Here is a 25,364-nt window from a genome sequence, read left to right as displayed (position 1 = left end):
CGAATGGAAAACGGAAACCGAAAGCCGGCTGGTCAGCCGACGCGTGCCGCCGGCGGGGGCGGCGCAGCGCCGACGAGCGGCGGTGCGACAGGAGGAGGGAGGACGGATGGATGCGCGCACGCCTGCGGCCGCGAGTCGAACTGCGGCCGGGATGTTGCGAGAGCGGACGTGAGCGGTTGCATCGGGTCGAAATGCGCTTGAACGCGAACGAACGACAAAGGTAACGCAAGGCGGCCGCCGGGCGCAACCGCCGTCGGCGGGAGGCCGGCGCCGCGCGTGTGGCCGGTTTCGGCGGACGGTCACATTCTACAGGGTATGATGGGGGTATCCGTCCGTGCAAGCGCACGCGCGGCGCAGTGGTTGATTGGAGACATTCGACGAATTCGCGGCACTTCGCCTGCTTCTTCTTCTTTTCGCGCTTCGATAAACCGTGAACAATGGGATTACGCGCAACACCCCGACGAGGGCGGCGCGGATCGTGCATTTGCCGGCTCGCCAGCGAGCCGGGTTTCAAGTTTCAAGAGTGGGGAACCATCATGCATGTCGGGTCGATTGTCTGCACTACCCATATCGCCGTGCCGAAGGGCGCGCGCGGCATCGTTCAGCGCGTTCTGGGCGACATGGCCATGGTGACCTGGTACGCGGGCGTGCCAGGCGAGTCGAAGGAACTCAACACCGAGCCGTTCTTTCTCGAGGACCTGATCGACACCGGCGAATCCGTGCTGCCGGCCGGCGCCGCGATCCACTGAGCGCGCGTGCCGTATCGGACGCTCGTGTTTCGGCGCGGCTGACGGCACAATGCGGGGCATGAAAGACGTCACTTCCGCCTCCGCAGCTCCCGCCGGCCCGCCGTTCGCCGGCCTCACGCCCGAGTGCGTGCTCGATGCGCTCGACAGCGTGCTGATGCCGGCCGGGCTGCGCACCGACGGGCGCCTGCTCGCCCTCAACAGCTACGAAAACCGCGTCTACCAGGTCGGCATCGAGGACGGCCCGCCCGTCGTCGCGAAGTTCTACCGGCCCGCGCGCTGGTCGGACGAAGCGATTCTGGAAGAACACGCGTTCGTCGCCGAACTCGCCGCGCGCGAGATTCCGGCGGTGCCCGCGCGCGTCGTCGACGGCCGCACGTTGCACGCGTTCGACGGCTTCCGCTTCTCGATCTTCGAGCGGCGCGGCGGCCGCGCACCCGACCTCGACCGCAGCGACACGCTCGAATGGCTCGGCCGCTTCATCGGCCGGATTCACGCGGTCGGCGCGACGCGGCCGTATGTCGCGCGTCCCGTGCTCGACATCCGCGCGTTCGGCTACGAGCCGCGCGACTACCTGCTCGCGCACGATTTCATTCCCGACGACGTAAGGCCCGCCTACGAGACGGCGGTGACGCTCGCGCTCGAAGGCGTCGAGGCCGCATTCGAGCGCGCGGGCGAGATTCGCCTGCTGCGCACGCACGGCGACTGTCATCCGAGCAACGTGCTGTGGACCGACGCGGGCCCGCATTTCGTCGACTTCGACGACAGCCGGATGGCGCCCGCGGTCCAGGATCTGTGGCTACTGCTGCCCGGCGATCGCGAAGGCGCGTCGCGCGCGCTCGCGGACCTGCTCGCCGGTTATGAGGACTTCTGCGAATTCGAGCCGCGCGAACTGCATCTGGTCGAAGCGCTGCGCACGCTGCGCTTGATCCACTACGCGGCATGGCTCGCACGCCGCTGGGACGATCCGGCGTTTCCGGCCGCGTTCCCGTGGTTCAACACGCATCGATACTGGGAAGCACGCGTGCTCGAACTGCGCGAGCAGATCGGCGCGATGCAGGAAGGGCCGCTCTGGCCCGTGTGACGGCGCGCGCGGCAACCTCGCCGCGCGGCATTTTCGGGTGGGCCGACGCGCGTTGCTCGCGGCCCGCGCCGCTCAGAACTTCAACATCATCTTGATCACCGCGGCGAAGCGCTTGCCATAGGGCGGTGCGATCAGCCCGCGGGTATTCAGGCGTGCCTGCGTGAGCACGGGCTTCATCTTCGAGAACGTCACGAAGCCGTCGTAGCCGTGATACGCGCCCATCCCGCTCGCGCCGACGCCGCCGAACGGCAAACTGCCGCACGCGATGTGCAGCAACGCATCGTTGACCGTCACGCCGCCGGAGATCGTTTCGCGCATCACGCGGTCGATCGTGCCCCCATCCTCGTCGAACAGGTACAGCGCGAGCGGCCGCGGGCGCGCGTTCACGTACGCGATCGCCTCGTCGAGCCGCTCGTACGGCACGAGCGGGAGCAGCGGCCCGAAGATTTCCTCCTGCATCAGCTGCGACGCGGCCGGCACGTGCGTGACCGCGCACGGCACGAAGCGGCGCGACGCGGGATCGGACGGCGCATCCGACAGCGGATGCAGTTGCGCGCCGGCGGCCTGCGCGTCGGTCGCGAGCTGTTGCAGCCGGGCGTAATGGCGCGGCGACACGATCGTCGTGTAGTCGCCGTTGGCCGACAGGTCCGGATACAGCTTCGCGAAGCGCTCCCGTGCGCGCTCGATGAACGCGGCTTCCATCCCGCGCGGCAGCAGCACGTAGTCGGGCGCGATGCAGGTCTGGCCCGCGTTCAACGTCTTGCCGCCGATGATCGCATCGACGGCCGCGTCGAAGCGCGCATTCGGCCCGACGATCGCCGGCGACTTGCCGCCGAGCTCGAGCGTGACGGGGGTGAGATTGTCGGCCGCGGCGCGCATCACGTGGCGGCCGACGTGCGTCGAGCCGGTGAACAGCAGGTGATCGAACGGCAGTGCGGTGAACGCGGCGCCGATCTCCGCATCGCCGTTCACGACCGCGACATGGTCACGCGAGAAGGTCTTCGCGATCAGCTGTTCAAATAGCGCCGACGTGCGCGGCGTTAGTTCGGACATCTTGACGATCGCGCGGTTGCCGGCGGCGAGTGCGCAGATCAGCGGCCCGGCCGCGAGCAGGACCGGATAGTTCCACGGCACGACGATGCCGACCACGCCGAGCGGCTGCGGCAGCACCTTCGCGCGCGCCGGTCGTAGCCACTTGTTCATCGGCTTGCGGATCGGCTTCATCCAGCGCTTGCCGTGCTTGAGCGCGTCGTCGATCTCTTCCTTCGCCATCCAGATTTCCGACAGCAGCACTTCCTGCTTCGCGCGATGCCCGAAGTCGGCGCTGATCGCATCGGCGAGCGCATCCGCGTGATCGATCAGCATCGTGCGCAGCGCGCGCAGGTGCTGCGCGCGGGTGTCCCACTCCGGGTATGGCGCGCGCAGGTAGGCCGCGCGCTGGTCGCGCAGCAGCGACGTCAAGGCATCGACCGACGGCAGCGCTTGCGGGGCCAGTTCGGGCAAATCGTTCTTCATTTCGTCTCCTCCAGTTGGGCGTGGCACGTCGGCCAGCAGTCAGGCCGCACGTACCCGCTCGGCGAGCGTGGCGGGGCGGGGCAGGATGGCGCGCGTCGCCCGGCAGGGTGCCGGATGCGATGCACGGTCGAAAACAGGGTGCAGCGTGCGGCAAGCGTCGCATCCGCGCGACGGTGTTCGTGTCCGAAAACGGGATTGCGCGGTCCGCGCGTACGGCCGGACGCGATGTCCGGCCGGTGTGCGATGGCGCGCGGCGGGTACTTGCCGGCGCACCGAAGCAGGGCAGCGCGGTGCGTGCGGCGACGTGCGCACCGGCAGGTCGTGCCGCGCGTGCGACGAGCCGTCCAAACGGTCGGCGATACGTCGCGTCGTTCGATTTCGACCGGCCGCGCGCACGGTGTTGCACGTCACCGTCCTGGCATCCGTTTGAAATGAAATGCGGGCCGCGCGCGGTGCGTCCGGACAACCCGGTCGGCACGCGGCCTGCAGAGCGTCGCGCTGCATCGTCGTCTCCCCAGTTTCGCGACGGCGCGGCTTCTGGCGGCCGGTGCATCGCGTCGCATCAATCGATACATCTTAAATTTAGTTCACGCGGGCGTTTAGAGGAATCGCTCTTGAATCGGCGTGCCGCGCGCGCGGCGGCCATTCCTACAATGCCCGAACATTACAAGCGGGAGCCGGCCGCGCCGGGCGCCGTTCATGACACGAAGGAGACGTGACATGCAATACGACTACATCATCGTAGGCGGAGGGTCGGGCGGCTCGAGCCTCGCCAGCCGCCTCGCCGACGCATGCCCCGACGCGACGATCGCGTTGATCGAGGCCGGCTCGCACACGGAGCGCAACCTGCTCGTCAACATGCCGGTGGGAATCGCGGCGCTCGTGCCGTTCAAGCTCGGCACGAACTACGGTTACGAGACGGTGCCGCAGCCGGGCCTCGGCGGCCGCCGCGGATATCAGCCGCGCGGGCGTGGAATGGGCGGCTCGAGCGCGATCAACGCGATGATCTACACGCGTGGCCACCCGGGCGACTACGATGAATGGGCGCAACTCGGCGCGACGGGCTGGGGCTGGCAGGACGTGCTGCCGTATTTCCGCCGCGCGGAGGGCAACGCGCGCGGTGCCGATGCGTGGCACGGCGCGGACGGCCCGCTGACGGTGTCCGATCTGCGCTTTCGCAATCCGTTTTCCGAACGATTCATCCAGGCGGCGCACGCGGCCGGCTATCCGCTCAACAACGACTTCAACGGCGCGACGCAGGAAGGCGTCGGCTTCTATCAGGTCACGCATCGCGACGGCTCGCGCTGCAGCGTCGCGCGCGCATACATCTACGGCCGCGAGCGGCCGAACCTGCACGTGATCACCGACGCGACGGTGCTGCGCGTGGGCTTCGACGGCAAGCGCGCGGTCGGGGTCGTGGTGTCGCGCGACGGACGCGTGGAGACGCTCGGTGCACGCGCGGAAGTGATCCTGTCGGCCGGCGCGTTCAATTCGCCGCAGCTGCTGATGTGCTCGGGGATCGGTCCGGCGGAACAGCTGCGCCGGCACGGGATCGCCGTCGTGCAGGACGCGCCGGACGTCGGCACGAACCTGATCGACCATATCGATTTCATCATCAACACGCGCGTGAATTCGTCGGAGCTGGTCGGCGTCTGCCTGCGCGGGATCGCGAAGATGACGCCGGCGCTCGTGCGCTACTTCTCGAGCCGCACGGGGATGATGACGAGCAACGTCGCGGAGGCCGGCGGCTTCATCAAGAGCGACCCGTCGCTCGATCGTCCGGACCTGCAGCTGCATTTCTGCACGGCGCTCGTCGACGACCACAACCGCAAGATGCACTGGGGCTTCGGCTATTCGCTGCACGTGTGCGCGCTGCGCCCGTTCAGCCGCGGCACGGTCGCGCTCGCGAGCGGCGATGCGCGCGACGCACCGCTGATCGATCCGCGCTTCTTCAGCGATACGCGCGATCTCGACCTGCTCGTGCGCGGCGCGCAGGCGATGCGCCGGATCCTGTCGCAGGCGCCGCTCGCGTCGCAGGGCGGGCGCGAGCTCTACACGCGGGCGGACCAGAGCGAAGCCGAGCTGCGCGCGACGATCGTCGAGCATGCCGACACGATCTATCACCCGGTCGGCACCTGCCGGATGGGCTCGGATGCGCGCGCGGTCGTGGATCCGCAATTGCGCGTGCGCGGCGTCGAAGGGCTGCGGGTGGTGGATGCGTCGGTGATGCCGACGCTGATCGGCGGGAACACGAATGCGCCGTCGGTGATGATCGGCGAACGCGCGGCGGACTTCATCGTCGCGACACGCCGGGGCGGCGGCATGCCGCGCAACGAGGCGGCCGCGGCGGCGCACGGCCGCTGAGCGGCGCGCACCGGCACACGACCGACGCGATGCTCAGGCGAACGTATCGACGAGGCCCGCGCGGCTCACGGTCGCGCCGGCCGCTGCGGATTGCACGGCGTCGACCGGTGCGTCGACGGCTGACGATCCGGCGCGCGCGCGCGGCGACGGCCGGCCGCCGGCGAAGCTTTGCTGCGGGTTCTGCTGCTGCGACGCGAAGCCGCCATCGCTGACGCTCGCGCTGCCCAGGCCGAGCCCGCCCGCTTCCATCGCTTCACGCAGTTTCGGCAGCGCGGCTTCCACCGCGTCGCGCACCTGCGCGTGCTGTGACACGAACAGCGCGTGCGCGTGGTTGTCCGCGACGCGCAGCACGACCTGCAGCGGGCCCAGGTCCGGCGGGTTCAGCGTCAGCTCGGCGCTCTGCTGGTGCGCATTCGACAGGAACACGACTTTCTGGCTCAGCGCATCGGTCCAGTCGGCGGTGCCGACGTGCGGCGCCAGCACGTGTGCGTTGGCCGCGGCGATCGAGCTTGCGGCGGGCGATGCCTGGAGGTTCGCCTGTGCGGCTGCCGCAGCCGTTGCGGCGGCAGCGACCGTCGCGTCGGCGGCCGGGCTGGCGGTTTCCTCGGCGGCCGCGAATGCGTGCTGCGCGGCGGGCTGGGCCGTTGCGCCGGCCTGCAGCGCCGGTGCGGTGGCTTGCGTGGGCGCCTGCTGCGTCGCGAGCGCGCCTTTCGCGTCGGCGAGCGTGCGGTCGAAGGTCGGGACTTTCGGCGTCGGCGGCGTAGCGGCAGCCGAGGCGGACGTCGCCGCCGCGGGTGCTGCCGCCGTCGCGGGCATCGCGATTGCGCCCGCGCCGCCGGTCAGCTTCGCAAGTGCCGCCTGCAGCGTGTCGCGACCCGACACCGGCACGGCAGGCTCGGCGGCCGCATCCTTGCTTGCGTGGTTCGTCAGCGCGGCCGTGGCGTCGGGCTGGCCGGACACGGCCGTCGTTTGCGCGGCGGTGGCAGCGCTATCGGCGCCGGCCGGCGCCGCGTCGTTCGCGCGCGTCTGCAGTTGCGCCTGCACGGCGGCTGCCGCGGCGAGCGCGGCAGCGTCCGGGTTGAGCGTCGCGATGGCGTCTTCGGTCGACTGGTCGTCGTCGCCGTGGTCGGCGGACTTCGTGCCGGCGGCGGATGTCGACGACGCCTGTTTCGTCGAGACGTCCGGCTTGCCGGCGATTGCCGCGTCGTGCCGCGTGACGACGCTTTGCTTCAGCGTCTGCGCGAACGGCATGGCGGCAGGGCTGCTTGCGGCATCGTTGCCGGCGGACTTGGCGGAGGCGGACGAACCCGCATCGCGGATCGCCTTGAGTGCGGTGCCGGCGGTGTCGAGCAGCACGCCGAGCAGGGGCAGGGGAGGCATGACGATTCTCTCGTTCGAAAGCGGTGAGCGGTTACGCCGAACGGGCCGCATCGGCCCGCATGCGCAGTATCTTCGCGGCGTGTTCGTCGGCGTCGCGCTGTTCGCGCTTCGCCGTACGCTGCGCTTCCTGCGCGACGCCGCGCGCCTGCAGGATTTCGTATGAACCGACGGTGCGTTTCTTCTGTTGCCAGTTGGGGCGCGCCTCGTCGATGCGGACTTCGGCTGCGGCCAGCACGTTGCGTTGCTGCACGATCGCCGCGTCGAGCGTATCGATGAACGCCTGGAAGTTGCGCCAGTTGCCGGCCGGCATCCCGTGTTGCGCGGACTGCGCGAAGCGCGCGTGATACTCGTCGCGATAGCGCAGCAGCGCATCGAGCTGGTCGGCGGCCGCGGTGCGGTCGCGCTGCGCGGTGCCGAGCTGCTTCGCGGCCGTGTCGAGATCTTCCTGCGCGCGGTCGAGCAGGAGCTGAAGGGGAAAGCCGTGTGCCATCGGGGTCAGCCTCCGTGTACGTCGAACAGCGCATCGAGCGCGCCGAGGCTCGACGCGAACGGCGCGCATTCGCGAAAGCCCTGCTGCAGGAACGATTCGATGCGCGGGTAGAGCGCGATCGCGCGGTCGAGCTGCGCGTCGCGGCCGGGCGCATAGGCGCCGACCGCGATCAGGTCGCGATTGCGCTGGTAGCGCGACAGCATCTGCTTGAACTGCCGCACGCGGTCGAGATGCGTTTCGTCGATCAGCGCGGTCATCGCGCGGCTGATCGACGCCTCGATGTCGATCGCCGGATAGTGGCCGGCTTCGGCGAGCGCGCGCGACAGCACGATATGGCCGTCGAGGATCGCGCGCGCCGAATCGGCGATCGGGTCCTGCTGGTCGTCGCCTTCGGTCAGCACCGTGTAGAACGCGGTGATCGAGCCGCCGCCTTCGGGCCCGTTGCCGGTGCGCTCGACGAGCGCGGGCAGCTTCGCGAACACCGACGGCGGATAGCCCTTGGTCGCGGGCGGCTCGCCGATCGCAAGCGCGATCTCGCGCTGCGCCATCGCGTAACGCGTCAGCGAATCCATCAGCAGCAGCACGTGCTTGCCCTGGTCGCGGAAATACTCGGCGAGCGACGTCGCGTAGGCCGCGCCCTGCATCCGCAGCAGCGGCGACACGTCGGCCGGCGCTGCGACGACGACCGAGCGCGCGAGCCCGTCCTCGCCGAGGATCTGTTCGATGAATTCCTTCACTTCGCGGCCGCGTTCGCCGATCAGCCCGATCACGATTACTTCCGCGCTGGTGTAGCGCGCCATCGTGCCGAGCAGCACCGACTTGCCGACGCCGGAACCCGCGAACAGGCCCATCCGCTGCCCGCGGCCGACGGTGAGCAGCCCGTTGATCGCGCGCACGCCGACGTCGAGCACGTGATGGATCGGCTCGCGATCGAGCGGGTTGATCGACGGCGCCGACAGCGGTGCGTCGACCTTCGACGCGAGGGGGCCGAGGCCGTCGAGCGGGCGGCCCGACGCGTCGACCACGCGCCCGAGCATTTCCCAGCCGACCGGCAGCCGCTTCGCACCGGCGAGCGGATCGGCGACGGGCGCGCTTTCCTGCGGCCACACACGCGCACCGGGCAAGACGCCTGCGACGTCGGTGGTCGGCATCAGGAACAGGCGATCGCCGGCGAAGCCGACGACTTCCGCTTCCGCGTGCGGCAGCGTGCTGCCGGGCGGCAATTCGATCGTGCATTCGGCGCCGACCGACAGGCGCAGCCCGATCGCCTCGAGCACGAGGCCCGCGGCGCGCGTGAGGCGCCCGCACGGGCGCAGCGGCAGCGCGCGGTGACTGCGGGCCGCGAGCCCGTTCAGGTGCGTGCGCCAGTGCGCGAGGTGCGGATTGTGCGGCGCGCGCGGCGCATCGCCGGCGGCATCTGTCGCGGGCGCGTGCGTGCCGTGCGCGGCGCGATGCGACGCTTCGAGGTCGAGCGACGCATCGGGGCCGAACGACGCGAGTGCGAGTTCGCGCTCGAGCGGTGTCATCCCGTCGTGCAGCACCGATTCGGGCGTGGGCGTCACCATGCGCTCACCTTGCCGATCGCGGCGGCGACGCGCTGCCAGCGGGTGGGCAGCGTCGCGTCGACCTCGCCGGTCGCGGCGTGCGCGCGGCAGCCGCCGCGCTCGATCGAGGCGTCGGTGCGCACGTTCCAGCCGAGCGTATCGAGATCGTCCTGCAGATAGGCTTCGACGACGGGCAGGTCGGCCGGATTCACCACGAGATGCGGCGCGCCGGACAACGCCGGCTCGGCGGCGAGCACGTCGCGCACGGCCGCGACGAGCGCGGCCGGATCGTGCTTCACGTGCTGGCGCACGACCTGCTGCGCGATGTCGAGCGCGAGCTGCGCGAGCTCGGACGCGAGATCGTGCTCGACGCCCGACACGGCCTCGCGAAACGACGCGGCCAGCGCTGCAAGCTGCGCGGCCTGTTCGCGTGCTTCGGCCTGGCCGGCCTCGAAGCCTTGTTCGCGCCCCTGATCGAACCCGGCCTGGTAACCCAGTGCCTGGCCTTCGACGTGGCCGGCCGCATGGCCTTCGGCATGCGCGGCGTCGCGCACGCGCTGCAGTTCCTCGGCGAGCGCGGCGGCCGCCGCTGCCGCATCGTCGGGCGGCGGCGGGGGCGGCGGCGGATCGAACGACGCCATCTCCCACCGCTGGTATGCGGTGAGGGTGCCGGCGTGCTCGCGCGCGGAATCAGACATACGCGTCTTCCGCCTTGCCGCCGATCACGATCTGACCGCTCTCGGCGAGGTTGCGCACGATCTGCAGGATGCGGCGCTGCTGCGTCTCGACTTCGGACACGCGCACCGGGCCGCGCGCGTCGAGATCCTCGGCGAGCAGTTCGGCCGCGCGTTGCGACATGTTCGCGAGGAATTTCTGGCGCAGCGCGGGCGGCGCGCCCTTGAGCGCGATGATCAGCGTTTCCGACTCGACTTCCTTCAGCACCATCTGGATCGCGCGATCCTCGAGGTCGAGCAGGTTCTCGAACACGAACATCTGGTCGACGATCTTCTGCGCGAGGTCGGCGTCGTACTGGCGCACGCTTTCGAGCACGCCTTCCTCGTGATTGCTCGTCATGAAGTTCAGGATCTCGGCCGCGGTGCGGATGCCGCCCATCGGGCTGCGCTTCAGGTTGTCGCTGCCGGACAGCAGGCCGGTCAGCACGTCGTCGAGCTCGCGCAGCGCGGCCGGCTGGATGCCGTCGAGCGTCGCGATCCGCAACATCACGTCGTTGCGCAGCCGCTCGGTGAAGCACGACGCGATCTCGGACGCCTGGTCGCGGTCGAGGTGCACGAGGATCGTCGCGATGATCTGCGGATGCTCGTTCTTGATCAGTTCCGCGACGGCGGCCGAGTCCATCCACTTCAGGCCCTCGATGCCGCTCGTGTCGCTGCCCTGCAGGATCCGGTCGATCAGCACGCCGGCCTTGTCCTCGCCGAGCGCCTTGGTCAGCACCGAGCGGATGTACTCGCTCGAATCGAGCGACAGCGCGGTGTGCTGCTCGGCTTCCTTCGCGAACTCCTGCAGCACGCCCTCGACCTGCTCGCGCGTGACGTTCTTCAGCGCGGCCATCGCGGCGCCGATCTTCTGCACCTCGCGCGGCGCGAGGAACTTGAATACTTCAGCGGCCTCTTCCTCGCCGATCGACATCAGCAGCAGCGCGCTCTTGGTCAGGCCTTCAGCGTTCATCGGACACCCAGTTCTTCACGACGGTGGCGACGATCTTCGGATCCTGGCGGGCGATCGTGCGCGCGTAGTCGAGGTTGCGTTCGTAGCGGTTCTTTTCGTTCTCGAAGCCGAGCAGCAGCGGATCGGGCTCGTCCGCCTGTTCCAGGGCGGGCAGGCCGTCGAGCGCGACCGGATCCTCCGGCGCCGCGAGTGCCGGTGCGGCCGGCTCGGGCGGCGGGAACGCGCGGCGCATCGCCGGGCGCACGAACATGAAATAGAGTGCCGCCGCGGCCGCCGCGATGCCGAGCCACTTCGCGGCTTCCTTCGCCATCGCGATCATGTCCGGCTGGCGCCACCACGGCAGGTCGGCGTACGGGTCACTGACGGTCGAGAACGCGCTGTTCACGACGTTGACCGAGTCGCCGCGCTTCTCGTCATAGCCCATCGCGTCCTTCACGAGCTGCTCGATCTGCGCGAGCTTCGCGGGCGGCAGCGGCTGCATCGTCACGTGGCCCTTCGCGTCGGCGACCGGCTGGTAGTTGACCACGACGGCGACCGACAACCGCTTCACGTTGCCCATCGGCTGCTCCACGTGGCGGATCGTCTTGTCGAGCTCGTAGTTGGTCGTCTGGTCCTTGCGGTCGCTGACGGGTGTCGACTGCGGCCCGTTCTGGCCGTTGCCGGCGACGATCGGCGCGGAGGCCGGCTGCGGCGGCGTGTTCGACAGCGCGCCTGGCACGCCCGATGCGCCGCCCTGCGCGAGTTCGGTCGCGCTGCTGGTCTGCTGGCTGCGGATCGCGGCCTGTTGCGGCGTGCCGTTCGGGCCGTAGCTTTCCGAGGTCTGCTCGAGCTTCGAGAAATCGATGTCGGCGCTGACCTGCGAGCGTGCATTGCCGGTGCCGAAGATCGGCGCGAGGATCGCGTCGATGCGCTTTTGCGTGTTGTGCTCGACCTGCTGCACGTACTTGAGCTGGCTCGCGTCGAGGCCGGTGGCCGACGCGGTCTGCGTCAGCAGGTTGCCGTCCTGGTCGACGATCGTCACGTTCTTGGCCGGCATGTCGGGCACGCCGGACGACACCATCCGCGTGACCGCCTGCACCTGGCCCTCGTCGAGCACGCGGCCCGGGTAGAGATCGACGAACACCGATGCGCTCGGCGCTTCCTTGTCGCGCACGAACACCGACGGCTTCGGGATCGCCAGATGCACGCGCGCCGTCTTCACGGCGTTGATCGACTCGATCGTGCGTTGCAGCTCGCCTTCGAGCGCGCGCTGGTAGTTCACCTGCTCGGCGAACTGGCTGATGCCGAATTTCTGGCTGTCCATCAGCTCGAAGCCGACCGAGCCGCCCTTGGGCAGGCCCATCGCGGCGAGCTTCAGGCGCGTTTCGTGTACCTGGTTCGACGGCACGAGGATCGCGCCGCCGGCGTCAGCGAACTTGTAGGGAACGTTTGCCTGCTGGAGCGCGGTGATGATCGCGCCGCCGTCGCGGTCCGACAGGTTGCTGTACAGCACGCGATAGTCGGGCGCGCGGCTCCACAGCACGAGCGCGGTGATCGCGGCGATGGCGAGCGCGACGGCGATCACGAACGGCAGTTTCGGGTTGCCCTTCATCCGCGTGATGCCGGGGATGCGTTCCGCGAAGCCGCCGAACCCGAAGTCCGCGCCGGCGCCGCCTGCTCCCGGCAACGCGGCGGCCGCGGTGGCGCCTGGCACCGGGCTGGCGAGGCCCGTGCGGGCGTCGGGGTTGATCAGCGAGTTGGCCTGCGAATCCATGCGTGGAATTTCTCCGGAGCGGGACGACTGAGCCGCTCGGACGAGCGGACGGACAATGACACGATGCGATTATCGGGACCGGGGCCCGACTCCGATCGACTGAAAAGAGCGGGGTTTCCCCCGTACTTTCGCGGCTTTGGCGCGCGCCGCGCTGCTATCCTTTTTCGCGATCCGGCATGGTGCGCGTCGTGCGGCGCCGTCGGAGCGCCCGGTGCGTCCGGGTCTCTACTCTCATATGTCTGGGGACAGCATGGCTGCCAACGTCAGCGGAATCGGTTCGGTGTTGCAACAGATGCAGGCGATGGCCGCGCAGGCGAGCGGCGGGGTCGCGAGCCCGACGGCGGCGCTCGCCGGTTCGGGCGCGGCGACGGCCGGCACGTTCGCGAGCGCGATGAAGGCGTCGCTGGACAAGATCAGCGGCGACCAGAAGCACGCGCTCGGCGAGGCGCAGGCGTTCGAGGTCGGCGCGGCGAACGTGTCGCTGAACGACGTGATGGTCGACATGCAGAAGGCCAACATCGGTTTCCAGTTCGGGCTCCAGGTCCGCAACAAGCTCGTGAGCGCCTACAACGACATCATGCAGATGTCCGTGTGACGGGCCCGGCAACCCGGGACGGCCAGCCGGCGACGGGCAGCCGCGGGCGGCCGACCGGCGACGCGCCCGGTGAGCGGCCTGCCGGTCCGGCCGGCGGCCCGTGCGCCTAAAGCTTTTCAATTCCCTTCCGATAACTCTGGAAGAAGGCCGCGTCATGCATTGCAGGGAGGCGGCCACCGCATAGCCAACGCAACACAAGGAGAAGCGCATGTTTTCCCCAGGACACGCTGGAGCCAGTGCATACGCGCGTGTCGGCGTCGAGACGGGGGTGATGGGCGCCTCCCCGCACCGGCTGATCGCGATGCTGTACCAGGGCGCGCGTCAAGCCATCGCGCTCGCGCGCATGCATCTGCAGCAGGGCAACGTGCCCGCACGCGGCGAAGCGATCGGCAAGGCGATCGGGATCGTCGAGAGCGGCCTGCAGGCATCGCTGAACCGCGACGCGGGGGGCCAGATCGCCGGGCGCCTCGACGCGCTGTACACGTATATCGGCCGGCGCCTGCTGGAAGCCAACATGCACGCAAGCGACGCGATGCTGGTCGAGGTCGACGGGTTGCTCGCGACGCTCGAGGAAGCGTGGACGGGCATCGCTCCGGAAGTCGCGCGCATGGCCGCGCAACAGGCGGCGGGCGCGGCACGATGAATCTCAAGGCCGAATACTTCGCTCGCTACGAGGCGCTCGCGGCCGTTTCGGGCCGCATGCTGTCCGCGGCGCGCGGCGCGGAGTGGAGCGCGCTGCCGGAGTTGCAGGCCGAATTCCTGCGTCTCGTCGATGGGCTGAAGGAGGCCGATCCGGGCGTCGCGCTCGACCAGGACGACCTCGGTCGCAAGCTCGGGCTGATCCGCCGCATCCTCGCCGACGACGCCGCGATCCGCGATCTCGCGAGCCCGGAAGTCGCCCGGCTGTCCGCGCTGTTCGAGGCGCGGCGCTCGACCCAGGTATTGACCGATCTCTACCGCGCTCGCGGGTAGTGCCCGTTTGCCGGGGCGGCGGTTGCCGCCTGCCCGGCTTCCCAACGATGTGGCTGAGGTGAGCAGGCTCCGATCATGACCGGTATCGACTCCGTTGCGGCCGCCCTGCTGGCAAGTCGCCTCGACAGCCTGCTGACCGGCTCCGTGACGGCGCCCGCTGGCGGCGGCGCGACCGCGCAGGTCGGCACGCCGGGCGCCGGCGCGTCGTCGCCGTCTTCGACAGGGGCCCCGCCGGCGGCACCACCGGCATCCGCGCAGACCGCGCTGTCCGAGGTCGCGCTCGTGCTCGACGCGATCTCGCGCTCGGGCGGCATCGCGACGCCCGTGATCGCCGGGCGCACGCCGCTGCTGGCCGATCCTGCCGTGTTGCTGAGCACGGCGGCGGCCGTGCCGCCCGACGGGCAGCCGGCCGCCGGTCCGGCTGCGTCCGCCGCCGCGCCTTCCACCGCAACGCCTGCGTCAGACGTCGCGGCCGCGCGCGATGCGGCGGCCGCGTCGCCCGTCGCGGCGCTGCGTGCGGCGCTCGCGCAGGCCGTGAGCGAAAGCGGCCTCTTTTACGAATCCCATCTCGCGCAGTGGCTGGCCGGCCAGCGCCCGCTCGCCGCGCTGATGCGCGAACCGCAGGCGCGGCTCACGACCGCGCCGGTGCAGCCCGCCCCGGATGCCGCGCAGCAGGACGCACCCGACGTGCTCGACGAACTGCTCGCGCAGCGCCTGCCGCTACCGACGACAGCGCGAACGGCCACGCAGCCGGGCACGCCCGCGTCCGGCGGTGCGGTGCCGCGCGAGCTTGCACAGAACGCGGCTGCCGCCGCTCGGCAAGGTGCGGCGTCGGTCACGGCCGCGACGACCGACCCGCTCGGCGACCGCCCCGACACGCGCTGGACGCCTGCGCGCGCCGAACTGGCCGCCGCGTCGGCCGATCCGCAGGCGCAGGCACCGGCTCCCGTGCATCCGGCCGCCGTGCCGATCGTCCGGCAGCAGCTCGATGCGCTCGCGACCGACCAGTTCCGCTGGGCGGGCGAGGCGTGGCCCGGGGCGCGCCTCGACTGGACGATCGAGCCCGACGATCCGGGCGGCTCCGCGTCGCGCGGCGGCGACGATGCAGGAAGCGGGATCGCATGGCGCACGCGGCTGACGCTCACGTTACCGTCGCTCGGCACGGTCGACGCGGAGCTGGTGCTCAATGGCGCGCAACTCGTCGCGCGACTGCGCGCGAATTCGGCCGGCGCCGACCGGCTCACGCGGAACGAGGCCGCGCTGCGGCAGCGGTTCGAGGGATCGGGGCTGCAGCTCGGCGGACTGTCGATCCGTGCGGTCGGCGACGAACCGGACGGCTTCGACCCGCTCGTCGCGCAGGCGGCAGCCGCCGCGTATGCGCGCAGCGCGGCGGGCGGCACGCCGGGCGCCGACGACGAGGTGCCGCGATGAGCATGGCGTCCCGCAAGCGCGCGACCGCGCTCGTCTACGATCCAAAGGGGGGCGATACCGCGCCGCGCGTGGTTGCGAAGGGGTACGGCCTGCTCGCCGAGATGATCGTCGCTCGTGCGCGGGATGCCGGGCTGTACGTGCATACCGCGCCGGAGATGGTGTCGCTGCTGATGCAGGTCGATCTCGACGACCGGATTCCGCCGCAGCTTTACCAGGCCGTCGCGGATTTGCTGGCATGGCTGTACGCGCTCGATCGGACCGAGCCCGGGCCGGGCAACGTCACCCCGCACTTTCCGCTACCGCCGCTGCGCCGCTGATCGTTCGCCGGCCCGTTTTCCTTGCGAGATGCTGTCACAGTCTTTCACAATAATTTCGCTGGCATTTCCTTCTATTGACCTGGATTGGCGTGCAATCCGCGCGCTTCGTCGGTTATCGCCTGATATTCTTGTCGGCCGACGTTCGCCGTGGGATTGAGCGGGCGCGTCATTTGTGTAATGATATCCATTCTCATTTTCATGTTATCCGGGCGGCGCGCGTTTTTCGTGCGCTGCCCGTTGCTTTGAACGAATGGATACTCTCGCGTGAACGCGCCCGAAACGATCGCCCCGCCGCAGGCGGGCAGGCCCCCAGCGGGCGTCACCGTGCTGCATCCGGCCGCACGGCCCCTGAGCGACGCCGAACTGGCGACGCGCCGCCAGCGCTCGCGCCGCGCGACCTTCATCAAATGGCTGCGCAAGGTGCATGGCTGGGTCGGGCTCTGGGGCGCGGTGCTCGGGCTGCTGTTCGGCGTGACGGGCGTGCTGCTCAACCACCGTGCGCCGCCGCTGAAGATCCCGACCGGCGAACCGCAGGTCGAGCAGATGCAGATCGCGTTGCCGGATCCGGCGCCGAAGTCGCCGGCCGCGATGACGAAGTGGCTGCAGCACGAACTGCACTTCGACGGCCGGCCGGGCCGCGTGCGCAAGGAGCCTGCGCAGCCGGTCGCCTGGGGCGACAAGCGCGTGATGCAGCCGGAGCACTGGCAGATGGGCCTGTTCGGTCCGCACCAGAGCCTGCAGGCCGAATATTGGGTCGGCAATGGCTACGTATCGGTGAAGCGCACCGGCAATACGTTCCTGACCACGCTGAACAACCTGCATCGCGGCGTCGGCATGAATCTCGGCTGGGTGCTGCTGATGGACACGATCGCCGGTTCGCTGATCCTGTTGTCGCTGACGGGCGTGCTGCTGTGGACGGAGCTGAACAAGCGCCGCACGGTCGGCGTCGTGCTGGTGGCAGGCTCCGTCGCCGCGGCGCTCGCCGCGGGTCTCGTCTGACTTGACCATCGACGTGCGCCGGTTGTCCGCCGGCGCATGACGGCCTCCGGCACGGCCATGCGCCACGGGGCAACCAGCTTCAGAGGCCGCAGGTCGCGCCGCTGTTCGCCGCGATCTCGCGGGCGGCCTTCGCGCCCTCGACCTGCAGGATCGTCGGCAGCGACACGTTGTTCTTCGCGGCCGTGATCTCGGCGAGGATCGAGATCGCGATTTCCGGCGGCGTGCGGCTGCCGATGTAGATGCCGGCCGGCCCGTGCAGCCGCGCCAGTTCCGCCTCGCTCAGGTCGAATTCGAGCAGCCGCTCGCGCCGGGCGGCGTTGTTGCGCCGCGAGCCGAGCGCGCCCACGTAGAACGCGGGCGTCTTCAGTGCCTCCATCAGCGCGAGATCGTCGAGCTTCGGGTCGTGCGTGAGCGCGATCACGGCCGAACGCGCGTCGAGTTTCATGTCGAGCACCGTGTCGTCGGGCATCGTGTGTACGACGCGCGTGCCCGTCACGTCCCACGCATCCGTGTACTCCTCGCGCGGATCGCAGACCGTCACCTGATAATCGAGCCCGACCGCGATCTGGCACAGATAGCGCGACAACTGCCCCGCGCCGATCACGAGCATCCGGTAGCGCGGCCCGTGTATCGTCACGAGCCGGTCGCCGTCGAACGCGAGCCCGTCGGTCGCCTGCGCGGGCGACAGCGACGCGCGGCCGGTCGCGAGCGTCATCGTGCGCGTGACGAGACGGCCGGCCTCGACTTCCGCGCACAGCGCGGCGATCCCGCTGTCGGGCGTGAGCGGCTCCAGCACGAGCTGGATCGTGCCGCCGCAGGGCAGCCCGAAGCGGTGTGCTTCCTCGGCCGTCACGCCGTACTTGACGGCTTCCGGGCGTGCATCGGCCGCGATCCCGCTCGCATGCACGCGGGCGATCAGGTCGTCCTCGATGCAGCCGCCTGACACGGAGCCGACCACGAGGCCGTCCTCGCGCACCGCGAGCATCGCGCCCTCGGGGCGGGGTGACGAGCCCCACGTCTTCACGACCGTCACGAGCAGCACGCGGCGCCCTTCGTCGAGCCAGCGCGCGCTGGATTTCAGTACATCGAGATCGACGCTTTCCATCATTCCGTTCCTGTTGCCGGACGGCCCGCCGGGCCGGGCCGTCGTTCGATGGCCGGATTATGAACCGCCCGGCGCGCGCGTGCTGGCAGCGTGCAAATCGTGCGGGCAAATCCGGACGATCGGGCAAGAAATCGCGACGATCGGACAGCGATCGGGTGCGGGCGGGGCGCGGCGGCGCGTGTGGTGCGTGTGGTGCGCCACGCTCAAGGGGCGCCGATGGCCGGACAGGTTCGGGCGGGGAGGGGGCGCGCACGGGGCCGGTGACGACCCGGCGTGGCGTCGTGCCGCTGCGCGCGGCGTGCGCGCGCAGCGACGGCGGTCAATGCGCGTCGTGCTGACCGTGCGCGAGCTTCGAGTGGTGCCGCGAATACAGGAAGTAGATCACGAGGCCGATGACGAGCCAGATGCCGAACGCGGCCCACGTGACGGGTTGCAGGTTCAGCATCAGGAACAGGCACGCGCCGACCGCGAGGATCGGCACCACCGGCACGCCCGGGCAGCGGAATGCGCGCGGCAGTTCCGGGTGCGTGCGGCGCAGCACCAGCACCGCGATCGACACCATCGAGAACGCGGCGAGCGTGCCGATGTTGATCAGCTCGGCGAGCACGTTGAGCGGCACGAGCGCGGCGATCAGCCCGAAGAACAGGCCGACGAGCCAGGTCGTCAGGAACGGCGTCGCGTAGCGCGGATGCACGCGCGACAGCGCCGCCGGCAGCAGCCCGTCGCGCGACATCGCGAAGATGATGCGCGTCTGGCCGTAGCTCATCACGAGGATCACGGTCAGCATGCCGAGCACCGCGCCGAGATCGATGAAGCCCGCGACCCACTTCTCGCCGGCGATCTGCAGCGCATACGAGATCGGGTGCGACACGTTCGCGTACTGCGCCGACGGCACGATGCCGGTCGCGACTGCCGCGACCGTCACGTACAGCACCGCGCACACCGCGAGCGATGCGATGATGCCGATCGGCAGGTCGCGTTTCGGATTCTTCACTTCCTCGGCCGCCGACGACACCGCGTCGAAGCCGATGAACGCGAAGAACATCACGGCCGCCGCGCCGAACACGCCGTTCCAGCCGTGCGGCATGAACGGTTTCCAGTTCGCGGGCGTGACGTGGAAGATGCCGACCGCTATCACGAGCAGCACGACCGACACCTTGATGAACACCATGATGTTGTTGATGCGGGTCGACTCGCGGATGCCGATCGACAGCAGCGTCGTGATCACCACCATCACGAGGAACGCCGGCAGGTTGAACCACGTGACGACGCCCGGAATCGCGCCGGGCGCGGCCGTCAGCACGGTCGGCAGCGTGAGCCCGAAGCCCTGCAGCAGCGACTGCAGGTAGCCCGACCAGCCGACCGACACGGCCGACGCCGCGAGGCCGTATTCGAGCATCAGGTCCCAGCCGATGATCCAGGCGACGAGCTCGCCGAGCGTCGCGTACGAGTACGTATAGATCGAGCCCGCGACCGGAATCGTCGACGCGAATTCGGCGTACGACAGCGCCGCGAGGCCGCACGCGATCGCGGCGATCACGAACGACAGCATCAGCGCGGGGCCGGCCTGCACGGCGCCCGTGCCGGTCAGCACGAAGATGCCGGTGCCGATGATCGCGCCGATGCCGAGGAAGGTGAGGTCGATTGCGCCGAGCGCTTTCTTGAGTCCGGCGCCGTGTGCGCCGGCGATCATGCGATCGACGTTTTTCTTGCGGAAGAGGGACATTGCGGATGAGTCTCCAGCGCGCGCGAGCGCGGCGGCGCCGAGTGAGTGAAAACCCGTAATTTTAGCCGATGTGGCGTGGAAGACCCGCTGCGGCGCAGCGGCGCGCTCGGGAATCGTCCGATAAAACAAGCGCTTGTGTGCGTCGTTCGGCGCACCGGGCCCGGCGCGGAGCCGGCCGGCGCGGCGAGGACGATGAATCAGGCGCCCGACGCGGGCGCCATGTCGACGAGCCGGTTGCTCATCACGTAGAACGTCAGTTCCGCGTTGTTCGACAGCCGCATCTTCTCGAGCAGCCGCGACCGGTACACGCTGACCGTCTTCACCGACAGCGACAGCGTGTTCGCGATGTCGGTGAGGCGCTTGCCCGACGCCAGCATGCAGAGCGTCTGGTATTCGCGGTCGGACAGCTTCTCGTGCGGCAGCGGTTCGTTCTCGAACGACACGTATTCGGCAAGCGCCTCGGCCATCGCCGGGCTCACGTACTTGCGGCCGGCCGCGACCTGCTGGATCGCGCCGATCATCTGCGCGGCATTCACCGTCTTCGACAGGTAGCCGGCCGCGCCGGCCTTCAGCGCGCGCACCGCGTACTGGTCCTCGCGATACATCGAGAACATCAGCACCGGCGCGCCCGGCAGCTTGCGCTTGATGCGCTTGAGCACCTCGATGCCGTTCGTGTCCGGCAAGGAGATGTCGAGCAGGATCACGTCGAAGGCCTGGCGGTCGACGGCGGCCACCGCATCGCTGCCGGTCTCGGCTTCGGTCACGTTACGCGCGATGCCGCGGTCGATCAGCAGATGGCGGATCCCTTGCCGGACGATCGCGTGATCGTCCACGAGCAGGATGTTCAGGCTCATGAGGGCCTCACGAAAGCGATGCGCGGCGCGCGGCCGCCGGCTCCGCGAACAGCGAGTCCCACGCGAAGCGCGCGGTGACGCGCGTGCCGCGGCCCGCTTCCGGTGCGTTCGCGTCGAAGCTGCCGCCGAACGCCTCGCAGCGTGCGCGCATTCCGGCGAGACCGTAGCCGGTGCGCCGGCTACGTGCAAGACCGGTCCCATCGTCGGTGACGATCAGGGACATATGCGAGTCGTCGGTGTCGATCTGCACGTCGACGGATGTCGCGCGCGCATGCTTCGCGACGTTCGACAGCGCTTCCTGCGCGACGCGGAAGATGGCGAGCGCGCCGGCGCCGCCGAGTTGCGTGAGTCGCGCGTCGGCCGCGCAGACGAAGCTCGTGCGCAGGCCGGTGCGGGCCGTGTGGCTGTCGACCCACGCCGACAGGGCGCCGACGACGCCGCCGTCGAGTGCCGGCGTGTCGCGCTCGTCGATCAGCTGGCGGTTGGCGTCGGTGGCGGAGTCGAGCGCCTGCTGGGCCAGCTCGAGCGCGCGCAGGCAGCCGTCCGGCGCATCGGCCGGCAGCCACGTTTGAACGTTTGCCAGCGCGAAACGCGCGGCGGTGAGTTCGGCGCCGAGTCCGTCATGCAGTTCGCCGGCGAGATGGCGGCGGGCCGCCTCGTCGGCAACCATCAGCTGGAGGGACAGCGCCGCGATCCGGGCGGCGGACGTGTCGTGTTCGGGCAGGGCTTCGGCCACGGGCGCGGGCGCGGCTGCGTCGCAGTCGAGCGGCTGCGACGGGAACGGGGCGTGAGCGCCCGTGGGCGCATTGAGCGACGTAACCATGACTCTCCCTGCTATCAGAAAGCGGTTCGGACACCGGCAGGCTGCCTGGATCGGCTGCCGTTTCGATGACGGCAGCCGCCAGAGAATCGCCCCGTACCGAGGTAACAAAAGTTACACCTTGTAACGTTTGAGTCCGACCCTCCAATGGTCGCCGAATCGGCGACCGCGCGGGGCGAATAATATCTCAAAAATTTGGAAAACGTCATGCCAGGCGGACATTTAAGGGTAAATGTGAATAATCCGAGTGAAGCTGTTGTAGGAAAAACACTGACACGGAAGCACCTGGATGGTGCGTATCAAAATGTAACGATTTGCCATGGAATGATCGTGGTTTGTTACGAATTCGCCAAGTAGGGGCGAAAAAAAACCGGAGCTTTTGCTCCGGTTCTTGATGCTGCACAAATTCGGGGATCGATCAGTCCACGAATGCGCGTTCGATCACGTAGTGACCCGGCGCGCTGTTCTTGCCTTCGACCAGGCCGGCCTGCTTCAGCAGGTCCGTCGTGTCCTTCAGCATCGCGGTGCTGCCGCACAGCATCACGCGGTCGTTTTCCGGCGAGAACGCCGGCACGCCGAGGTCCGTGAACAGCTTGCCCGTCGCGATCAGGTCGGTGATCCGGCCCTCGTTGTCGAACGCCTCGCGCGTGACCGTCGGGTAGTAGACGAGCTTTTCCTTGATGATGTCGCCGAGGTACTCGTGGCCCGGCAGGTCGTGCTTGATGTAGTCCATGTACGCCAGCTCGCCCTTCAGGCGGCAGGTGTGCGTCAGGATGACCTTGTCGAAGCGTTCGTAGATGTCCGGGTCGCGGATGATCGACATGAACGGGGCGAGGCCCGTGCCGGTCGACAGCATCCACAGCGTCTTGCCGGGCAGCAGGTTGTCGGCGACGAGCGTGCCGGTCGGCTTCTTGCCGATCAGCACCGAGTCGCCCACCTTCAGGTGCTGCAGGCGCGACGTCAGCGGGCCGTTCTGGACCTTGATGCTGAAGAATTCGAGGTGCTCTTCGTAGTTCGGGCTGACGATCGAGTAGGCACGCGCGAGCGGCTTGCCGTCGACCTCGAGGCCGACCATCGTGAATTCGCCGTTGTTGAAGCGCAGGCTCGGCTCACGGGTGCAGGTGAAGCTGAAAAGCGTGTCGGTCCAGTGATGGACGGATTGGACGGTGGCGGTGTCGTATTTGCTCATGGCTTTGAAAACGGACGCGCGTAGCGGACGCGTGTAACGGGCCCAAAAACGGGCAAAAAACCGAGTGCGTCGGCCCGATCGCGGATCGGCCGGCCGGCGCGTCGGACACGCGCCTTCTCGATGACAGACGATTGAGGAACTGGTTATTTTACCCTGCTTGGGGCAGATGCGGGCTTGACCCGCGCGGCTGCGCGGATTTGGCGCAACGAAATCTTGCAACCGGCTTTCAGCGATCGGCCGCGAGCTTCGCGCCCAGGCCGACGAGTGCGGCGCCGCACAGCGCGTCGAGTGGACGCCGCGCGCGGCGATAGCCGCGCTGCGCGCGCGGGCTCGCGAACAGGAACGCGACGCACGAATACTCATGGCGGGCGCGGCGGCGGGCCGGCAAATCGCTACTCTAGCGCGCAGCCCTGCTGCCGCGCTACCGCGTCACTGCGGATCGAGGCGCAGCCGCGCGATATACGGCAGGTGGTCCGACAGCCACGCGGTTTCGCCGGACGGCGCCTGCCACTCGAGCGGCGTCAGCCCGCGCACGAACATCTTGTCGAGCGCGAGCGCCGGCGAGAACGCGGGGAACGTGCGGCCCGACTGGCCGAGCAGCGTCGCGACCTCGGACAGCCCGATCTCGCCGAACAGCGCGACCGAATCGTTGCGCCAGTCGTTGAAATCGCCGGCGAGCACGAGCGGGTCGTCGCCCGCGTTGCGCACGATCCAGTGCGCGATCCAGTGCATCTGGCGCAGCCGCGCCGCGCGCGTGAGCGCGAGGTGCGCGCACAGCAGCGTGACGGGCCGTGCGCCCGCGAGCGTCGCGCGCGCGACCAGCAGCCCGCGCCGCTCGAAGCGGTGCGCGGAGATGTCCCAGCGGCCGCCGAGGTCGAGCGGATGCGGCGACAGGATCGCGTTGCCGTGCCGCCACGACGGCTTGAACACGTTCGGTCCGAGCGCGATCTGCCAGTCGAGCGCCTGCGCGATCTCGGTGGCCTGGCAGTGCCACACGTCGTCGACCGTGTCGTCCATCGGCGCGCCGAAGCCGGGGGCGAGCATCGGGCGCGGCATGCGGCGCGCCATCGCCTCCTGGAGGAAATACACGTCCGCGTGCGTCGACTGCATCCAGTTGCGCATCGCGTTCCATGCGGTGAAGCCGAGCGGCGAGCGGCCCTTGTGCAGGTTCCAGCTGACCGCGGTGATTTCGTCGGGCGCGGCGTGCGGTTCGGCGAACGGCAAGGACAGGGCGTCGGCGGACATGGCGCTCAGTCCTTCGTGACGTGCGCGCGCACGCGGTAGACGAGATGCGGGCGCTGCTCGACGAGCGTCCAGTCGGTCCATGCGTCGCCGCCGACCGACAGGCCCGGATGGCTCGCGACGATCTGCCGCGGCGACGCGGGCAGGCACGGATCGCTGCGCGTCGCGTTTTCGTCGTCGAGGGTTTCCTGCACGTCGAGCGCGAGCGACACCGTGTGCGCGGCGTCGTCGACGGTGAGCGGCGCGACCGTCACCGAGCGCGAGCGCTCGGTCGGCACGACGCGCGCGGAATTGCCGCAGCCGACGGGCACGGCGGACGGATAGCGATGGGTGTCGGTACGGGTTTGACCCACGGTGGTGCGTTGCTGGAACGTGTCGATCGTCTGACCGTCGCGCACCACCTGGATCTCCCACGCGACGATGGCCGGTGCGGGGCTCTGCGCATGGGCCGCGAGCGCGGCGCTCGCGAGCAGGACGGCCAGGCCGTGTTTCAGCATGAAACTTCTCCGGAAACGCGGGGTAGCGGGGAACGGACGCACATCTTACGCCCGATGGATCGGGACGATGGTGTGACAGGACGTATCGCCGCAGGTTCGCAGCACGATCCGGTCCTGATCGAAAGGTAGGTCCGCGTCACGCGTTTTCAAGCGAAAAAGCGCGCGAACTCGGCGACGCTCGCGCGCTCGGTGACGAGACGGTTCTCGATCGCATCCGGGTCCGCATGGCCGAGCGACATCCCGCAGACGAGCTGCTCATTGGGCGGCATCCCGAGATGCTCGGCGATGATCCGGTGGAACGGCACGAACGCGGCCTGCGGGCAGGTGTCGAGGCCGCGTGCGCGCGCGGCCGTCATCACGCCCTGCAGGAACATTCCGCAGTCGAGCCATGCGCCGTGCGTCATCACGCGGTCGAGCGTGAAGAACAGCGCGACGGGCGCATCGAAGAAGCGGAAGTTGCGCGCATGCTGCGCGTGCATGCGGGCTTTTTCGTCGCGACCGATGTTCAACAGACCATACAGGTCCCAGCCGACCTTGCGGCGCCGGTCGATATACGGCGACACCCATTCGCGCGGATAGTAGTCGTACTCGGCGACGTATTTCTCGTCGCGCGCCGGATCGTCGTACGCGGCGCTCAGGGCCGCGGCGAGTGCGTCGCGGGTCGCGCCGGTCGCGACGTACACGCGCCACGGCTGGATGTTGGTGCCCGACGGCGCGCGGCTCGCGGCTTCGAGGATCGCCTCGAGCGTGTCGCGCGGCACGGGCGTCGGCAGGAACGCGCGAATCGCGCGGCGCGACTTGAGCGCGGAGTCGACGGCGTCGATCGCATCGGTGTCGGCGCGCGGGACGGCAGCAGGGATGGACATCGGCATACCTTCGAAACGAAGCGCACGGCGCCGCGCGGGCGCCGTGGCATGGCCGGCGCGGCGGCCGGTGAATCATCGATCATACGCCGCACCGCGCGGCGCTGCAGTGTGCCCGTGGTGTTAGCAGCAGACCGGGGCGGCTGCTTGCTTGCACGCCGCTGCGGCATCGCTACACTGAAATCGTAAGGG

The 25,364-nt window shown here is 69.3% G+C and carries 24 protein-coding genes and 1 pseudogene; 9 read left to right on the top strand and 16 right to left on the bottom strand.

All coding sequences use genetic code 11. The features are described 5' to 3' along the window. The first annotated feature begins 536 nt into the window (after positions 1-536). The gene (locus tag BTE28158_RS19960; protein ID WP_011886311.1) at positions 537-749 is read left to right on the top strand and encodes a hypothetical protein; all 213 of its coding nucleotides are present in this window, start codon (positions 537-539) and stop codon (positions 747-749) included. A 58-nt stretch (positions 750-807) separates the two neighbouring features. Beyond that, positions 808-1,830, top strand: a complete 1,023-nt coding sequence (locus tag BTE28158_RS19955) for a serine/threonine protein kinase (RefSeq protein WP_124626999.1) — start codon at positions 808-810, stop codon at positions 1,828-1,830. Between the two features lie 72 nt (positions 1,831-1,902). On the opposite strand, the gene BTE28158_RS19950 is transcribed toward BTE28158_RS19955, so the two are convergent. Further along, a complete protein-coding gene (locus tag BTE28158_RS19950; RefSeq protein ID WP_151051092.1) occupies positions 1,903-3,345 on the bottom strand; it encodes a coniferyl aldehyde dehydrogenase in 1,443 nt (480 codons plus the stop codon). 720 nt (positions 3,346-4,065) lie between these two features. On the opposite strand from BTE28158_RS19950, the gene BTE28158_RS19945 reads away from it, so the two are divergent. Then, positions 4,066-5,709 carry a GMC family oxidoreductase gene (locus BTE28158_RS19945; protein ID WP_151051094.1) on the top strand — a complete coding sequence of 548 codons (1,644 nt, stop codon included), beginning with the start codon at positions 4,066-4,068 and terminating at the stop codon, positions 5,707-5,709. A gap of 33 nt (positions 5,710-5,742) precedes the next feature. Here BTE28158_RS19945 and BTE28158_RS19940 read toward each other — a convergent pair whose 3' ends face one another. The 6 genes from BTE28158_RS19940 to fliF are packed head-to-tail and all read right to left on the bottom strand — an operon-like array spanning position 5,743 to position 12,562. Then, positions 5,743-7,089 carry a flagellar hook-length control protein FliK gene (locus BTE28158_RS19940; protein ID WP_174920048.1) on the bottom strand — a complete coding sequence of 449 codons (1,347 nt, stop codon included), beginning with the start codon at positions 7,087-7,089 and terminating at the stop codon, positions 5,743-5,745. Positions 7,090-7,120: 31 nt separating this feature from the next. Next, on the bottom strand, positions 7,121-7,579 hold the full coding sequence (fliJ, locus tag BTE28158_RS19935) for a flagellar export protein FliJ (RefSeq protein ID WP_059607431.1): 459 nt from the start codon (positions 7,577-7,579) through the stop codon (positions 7,121-7,123). 5 nt (positions 7,580-7,584) lie between these two features. After that, positions 7,585-9,144, bottom strand: coding sequence for a flagellar protein export ATPase FliI (gene fliI, locus BTE28158_RS19930; protein WP_174920046.1), 1,560 nt, complete (start codon positions 9,142-9,144; stop codon positions 7,585-7,587). Beyond that, positions 9,138-9,821, bottom strand: a complete 684-nt coding sequence (gene fliH, locus BTE28158_RS19925; protein ID WP_059607427.1) for a flagellar assembly protein FliH — start codon at positions 9,819-9,821, stop codon at positions 9,138-9,140. Before fliH ends, fliI begins: the two co-directional genes overlap by 7 nt. After that, on the bottom strand, positions 9,814-10,809 hold the full coding sequence (fliG, locus tag BTE28158_RS19920; RefSeq protein WP_059468597.1) for a flagellar motor switch protein FliG: 996 nt from the start codon (positions 10,807-10,809) through the stop codon (positions 9,814-9,816). Before fliG ends, fliH begins: the two co-directional genes overlap by 8 nt. Further along, positions 10,799-12,562, bottom strand: a complete 1,764-nt coding sequence (gene fliF, locus BTE28158_RS19915) for a flagellar basal-body MS-ring/collar protein FliF (RefSeq protein WP_151052444.1) — start codon at positions 12,560-12,562, stop codon at positions 10,799-10,801. The genes fliG and fliF overlap by 11 nt, the downstream gene beginning before the upstream one ends. A 250-nt stretch (positions 12,563-12,812) precedes the next feature. Here fliF and fliE point away from each other — a divergent pair, with 250 nt between their 5' ends. The 6 genes from fliE (at position 12,813) to BTE28158_RS19885 (ending at position 16,876) form a co-directional block, all read left to right on the top strand. Next, positions 12,813-13,157: a flagellar hook-basal body complex protein FliE gene (fliE, locus tag BTE28158_RS19910; RefSeq protein WP_059448462.1), complete on the top strand. Its 345-nt coding sequence runs from the start codon at positions 12,813-12,815 to the stop codon at positions 13,155-13,157. A 208-nt stretch (positions 13,158-13,365) separates the two neighbouring features. Then, positions 13,366-13,800, top strand: a complete 435-nt coding sequence (fliS, locus tag BTE28158_RS19905) for a flagellar export chaperone FliS (RefSeq protein ID WP_059535013.1) — start codon at positions 13,366-13,368, stop codon at positions 13,798-13,800. Next, on the top strand, positions 13,797-14,129 hold the full coding sequence (locus BTE28158_RS19900; protein ID WP_151052763.1) for a flagellar protein FliT: 333 nt from the start codon (positions 13,797-13,799) through the stop codon (positions 14,127-14,129). Before fliS ends, BTE28158_RS19900 begins: the two co-directional genes overlap by 4 nt. Positions 14,130-14,204: 75 nt before the next feature. Further along, complete coding sequence (fliK, locus tag BTE28158_RS19895) at positions 14,205-15,560, top strand: flagellar hook-length control protein FliK (RefSeq protein WP_174920044.1); 1,356 nt, start codon at positions 14,205-14,207, stop codon at positions 15,558-15,560. Next, the gene (locus BTE28158_RS19890) at positions 15,557-15,877 is read left to right on the top strand and encodes an EscU/YscU/HrcU family type III secretion system export apparatus switch protein (RefSeq protein ID WP_151049569.1); all 321 of its coding nucleotides are present in this window, start codon (positions 15,557-15,559) and stop codon (positions 15,875-15,877) included. Before fliK ends, BTE28158_RS19890 begins: the two co-directional genes overlap by 4 nt. 264 nt (positions 15,878-16,141) lie before the next feature. Next, positions 16,142-16,876, top strand: coding sequence for a PepSY-associated TM helix domain-containing protein (locus tag BTE28158_RS19885; protein ID WP_151049570.1), 735 nt, complete (start codon positions 16,142-16,144; stop codon positions 16,874-16,876). A 79-nt stretch (positions 16,877-16,955) separates the two neighbouring features. Here the strand turns inward: BTE28158_RS19885 and BTE28158_RS19880 are convergent, their stop codons facing one another. The 9 genes and pseudogenes from BTE28158_RS19880 to BTE28158_RS19840 all read right to left on the bottom strand — a co-directional run bounded on the left by BTE28158_RS19880 (position 16,956) and on the right by BTE28158_RS19840 (position 25,175). Beyond that, complete coding sequence (locus BTE28158_RS19880; RefSeq protein ID WP_059607548.1) at positions 16,956-17,981, bottom strand: XdhC family protein; 1,026 nt, start codon at positions 17,979-17,981, stop codon at positions 16,956-16,958. Positions 17,982-18,300: 319 nt separating this feature from the next. Beyond that, complete coding sequence (gene bcaP, locus BTE28158_RS19875; protein WP_151049572.1) at positions 18,301-19,707, bottom strand: branched-chain amino acid transporter BcaP; 1,407 nt, start codon at positions 19,705-19,707, stop codon at positions 18,301-18,303. A 197-nt stretch (positions 19,708-19,904) separates the two neighbouring features. Beyond that, positions 19,905-20,561, bottom strand: coding sequence for a response regulator transcription factor RqpR (rqpR, locus tag BTE28158_RS19870; protein WP_059607410.1), 657 nt, complete (start codon positions 20,559-20,561; stop codon positions 19,905-19,907). Between the two features lie 7 nt (positions 20,562-20,568). After that, positions 20,569-21,384: a quorum system sensor histidine kinase RqpS gene (gene rqpS, locus BTE28158_RS19865; protein ID WP_151049573.1), complete on the bottom strand. Its 816-nt coding sequence runs from the start codon at positions 21,382-21,384 to the stop codon at positions 20,569-20,571. Positions 21,385-21,799: 415 nt separating this feature from the next. Further along, the gene (locus tag BTE28158_RS19860) at positions 21,800-22,570 is read right to left on the bottom strand and encodes a ferredoxin--NADP reductase (protein WP_059535031.1); all 771 of its coding nucleotides are present in this window, start codon (positions 22,568-22,570) and stop codon (positions 21,800-21,802) included. Positions 22,571-22,796: 226 nt separating this feature from the next. Then, a pseudogene (locus tag BTE28158_RS19855) lies at positions 22,797-22,928 on the bottom strand (LysE family translocator); the annotation flags it as partial. Between the two features lie 71 nt (positions 22,929-22,999). Then, a complete protein-coding gene (locus tag BTE28158_RS19850; protein ID WP_059607406.1) occupies positions 23,000-23,815 on the bottom strand; it encodes an endonuclease/exonuclease/phosphatase family protein in 816 nt (271 codons plus the stop codon). A gap of 5 nt (positions 23,816-23,820) precedes the next feature. Next, positions 23,821-24,309 carry a hypothetical protein gene (locus BTE28158_RS19845; RefSeq protein ID WP_151049575.1) on the bottom strand — a complete coding sequence of 163 codons (489 nt, stop codon included), beginning with the start codon at positions 24,307-24,309 and terminating at the stop codon, positions 23,821-23,823. A 146-nt stretch (positions 24,310-24,455) separates the two neighbouring features. After that, the gene (locus BTE28158_RS19840) at positions 24,456-25,175 is read right to left on the bottom strand and encodes a nitroreductase (RefSeq protein WP_124902938.1); all 720 of its coding nucleotides are present in this window, start codon (positions 25,173-25,175) and stop codon (positions 24,456-24,458) included. Positions 25,176-25,364: the final 189 nt, after the last annotated feature.

It is taken from the genome of Burkholderia diffusa, from assembly GCF_902499115.1.
Lineage (GTDB): Bacteria > Pseudomonadota > Gammaproteobacteria > Burkholderiales > Burkholderiaceae > Burkholderia > Burkholderia diffusa.
This window is presented reverse-complemented; position numbering and strand designations above follow the sequence as displayed.

Bases quoted from the DNA above. Each gene is read 5' to 3' on its own strand.
- BTE28158_RS19960 (WP_011886311.1), top strand. From the start codon at position 537: ATGCATGTCGGGTCGATTGTCTGCACTACCCATATCGCCGTGCCGAAG.
- BTE28158_RS19955 (WP_124626999.1), top strand. From the start codon at position 808: ATGAAAGACGTCACTTCCGCCTCCGCAGCTCCCGCCGGCCCGCCGTTC.
- BTE28158_RS19950 (WP_151051092.1), bottom strand. From the start codon at position 3,345: ATGAAGAACGATTTGCCCGAACTGGCCCCGCAAGCGCTGCCGTCGGTC.
- BTE28158_RS19945 (WP_151051094.1), top strand. From the start codon at position 4,066: ATGCAATACGACTACATCATCGTAGGCGGAGGGTCGGGCGGCTCGAGC.
- BTE28158_RS19940 (WP_174920048.1), bottom strand. From the start codon at position 7,089: ATGCCTCCCCTGCCCCTGCTCGGCGTGCTGCTCGACACCGCCGGCACC.
- fliJ (WP_059607431.1), bottom strand. From the start codon at position 7,579: ATGGCACACGGCTTTCCCCTTCAGCTCCTGCTCGACCGCGCGCAGGAA.
- fliI (WP_174920046.1), bottom strand. From the start codon at position 9,144: ATGGTGACGCCCACGCCCGAATCGGTGCTGCACGACGGGATGACACCG.
- fliH (WP_059607427.1), bottom strand. From the start codon at position 9,821: ATGTCTGATTCCGCGCGCGAGCACGCCGGCACCCTCACCGCATACCAG.
- fliG (WP_059468597.1), bottom strand. From the start codon at position 10,809: ATGAACGCTGAAGGCCTGACCAAGAGCGCGCTGCTGCTGATGTCGATC.
- fliF (WP_151052444.1), bottom strand. From the start codon at position 12,562: ATGGATTCGCAGGCCAACTCGCTGATCAACCCCGACGCCCGCACGGGC.
- fliE (WP_059448462.1), top strand. From the start codon at position 12,813: ATGGCTGCCAACGTCAGCGGAATCGGTTCGGTGTTGCAACAGATGCAG.
- fliS (WP_059535013.1), top strand. From the start codon at position 13,366: ATGTTTTCCCCAGGACACGCTGGAGCCAGTGCATACGCGCGTGTCGGC.
- BTE28158_RS19900 (WP_151052763.1), top strand. From the start codon at position 13,797: ATGAATCTCAAGGCCGAATACTTCGCTCGCTACGAGGCGCTCGCGGCC.
- fliK (WP_174920044.1), top strand. From the start codon at position 14,205: ATGACCGGTATCGACTCCGTTGCGGCCGCCCTGCTGGCAAGTCGCCTC.
- BTE28158_RS19890 (WP_151049569.1), top strand. From the start codon at position 15,557: ATGAGCATGGCGTCCCGCAAGCGCGCGACCGCGCTCGTCTACGATCCA.
- BTE28158_RS19880 (WP_059607548.1), bottom strand. From the start codon at position 17,981: ATGGAAAGCGTCGATCTCGATGTACTGAAATCCAGCGCGCGCTGGCTC.
- bcaP (WP_151049572.1), bottom strand. From the start codon at position 19,707: ATGTCCCTCTTCCGCAAGAAAAACGTCGATCGCATGATCGCCGGCGCA.
- rqpR (WP_059607410.1), bottom strand. From the start codon at position 20,561: ATGAGCCTGAACATCCTGCTCGTGGACGATCACGCGATCGTCCGGCAA.
- rqpS (WP_151049573.1), bottom strand. From the start codon at position 21,384: ATGGTTACGTCGCTCAATGCGCCCACGGGCGCTCACGCCCCGTTCCCG.
- BTE28158_RS19860 (WP_059535031.1), bottom strand. From the start codon at position 22,570: ATGAGCAAATACGACACCGCCACCGTCCAATCCGTCCATCACTGGACC.
- BTE28158_RS19850 (WP_059607406.1), bottom strand. From the start codon at position 23,815: ATGTCCGCCGACGCCCTGTCCTTGCCGTTCGCCGAACCGCACGCCGCG.
- BTE28158_RS19845 (WP_151049575.1), bottom strand. From the start codon at position 24,309: ATGCTGAAACACGGCCTGGCCGTCCTGCTCGCGAGCGCCGCGCTCGCG.
- BTE28158_RS19840 (WP_124902938.1), bottom strand. From the start codon at position 25,175: ATGTCCATCCCTGCTGCCGTCCCGCGCGCCGACACCGATGCGATCGAC.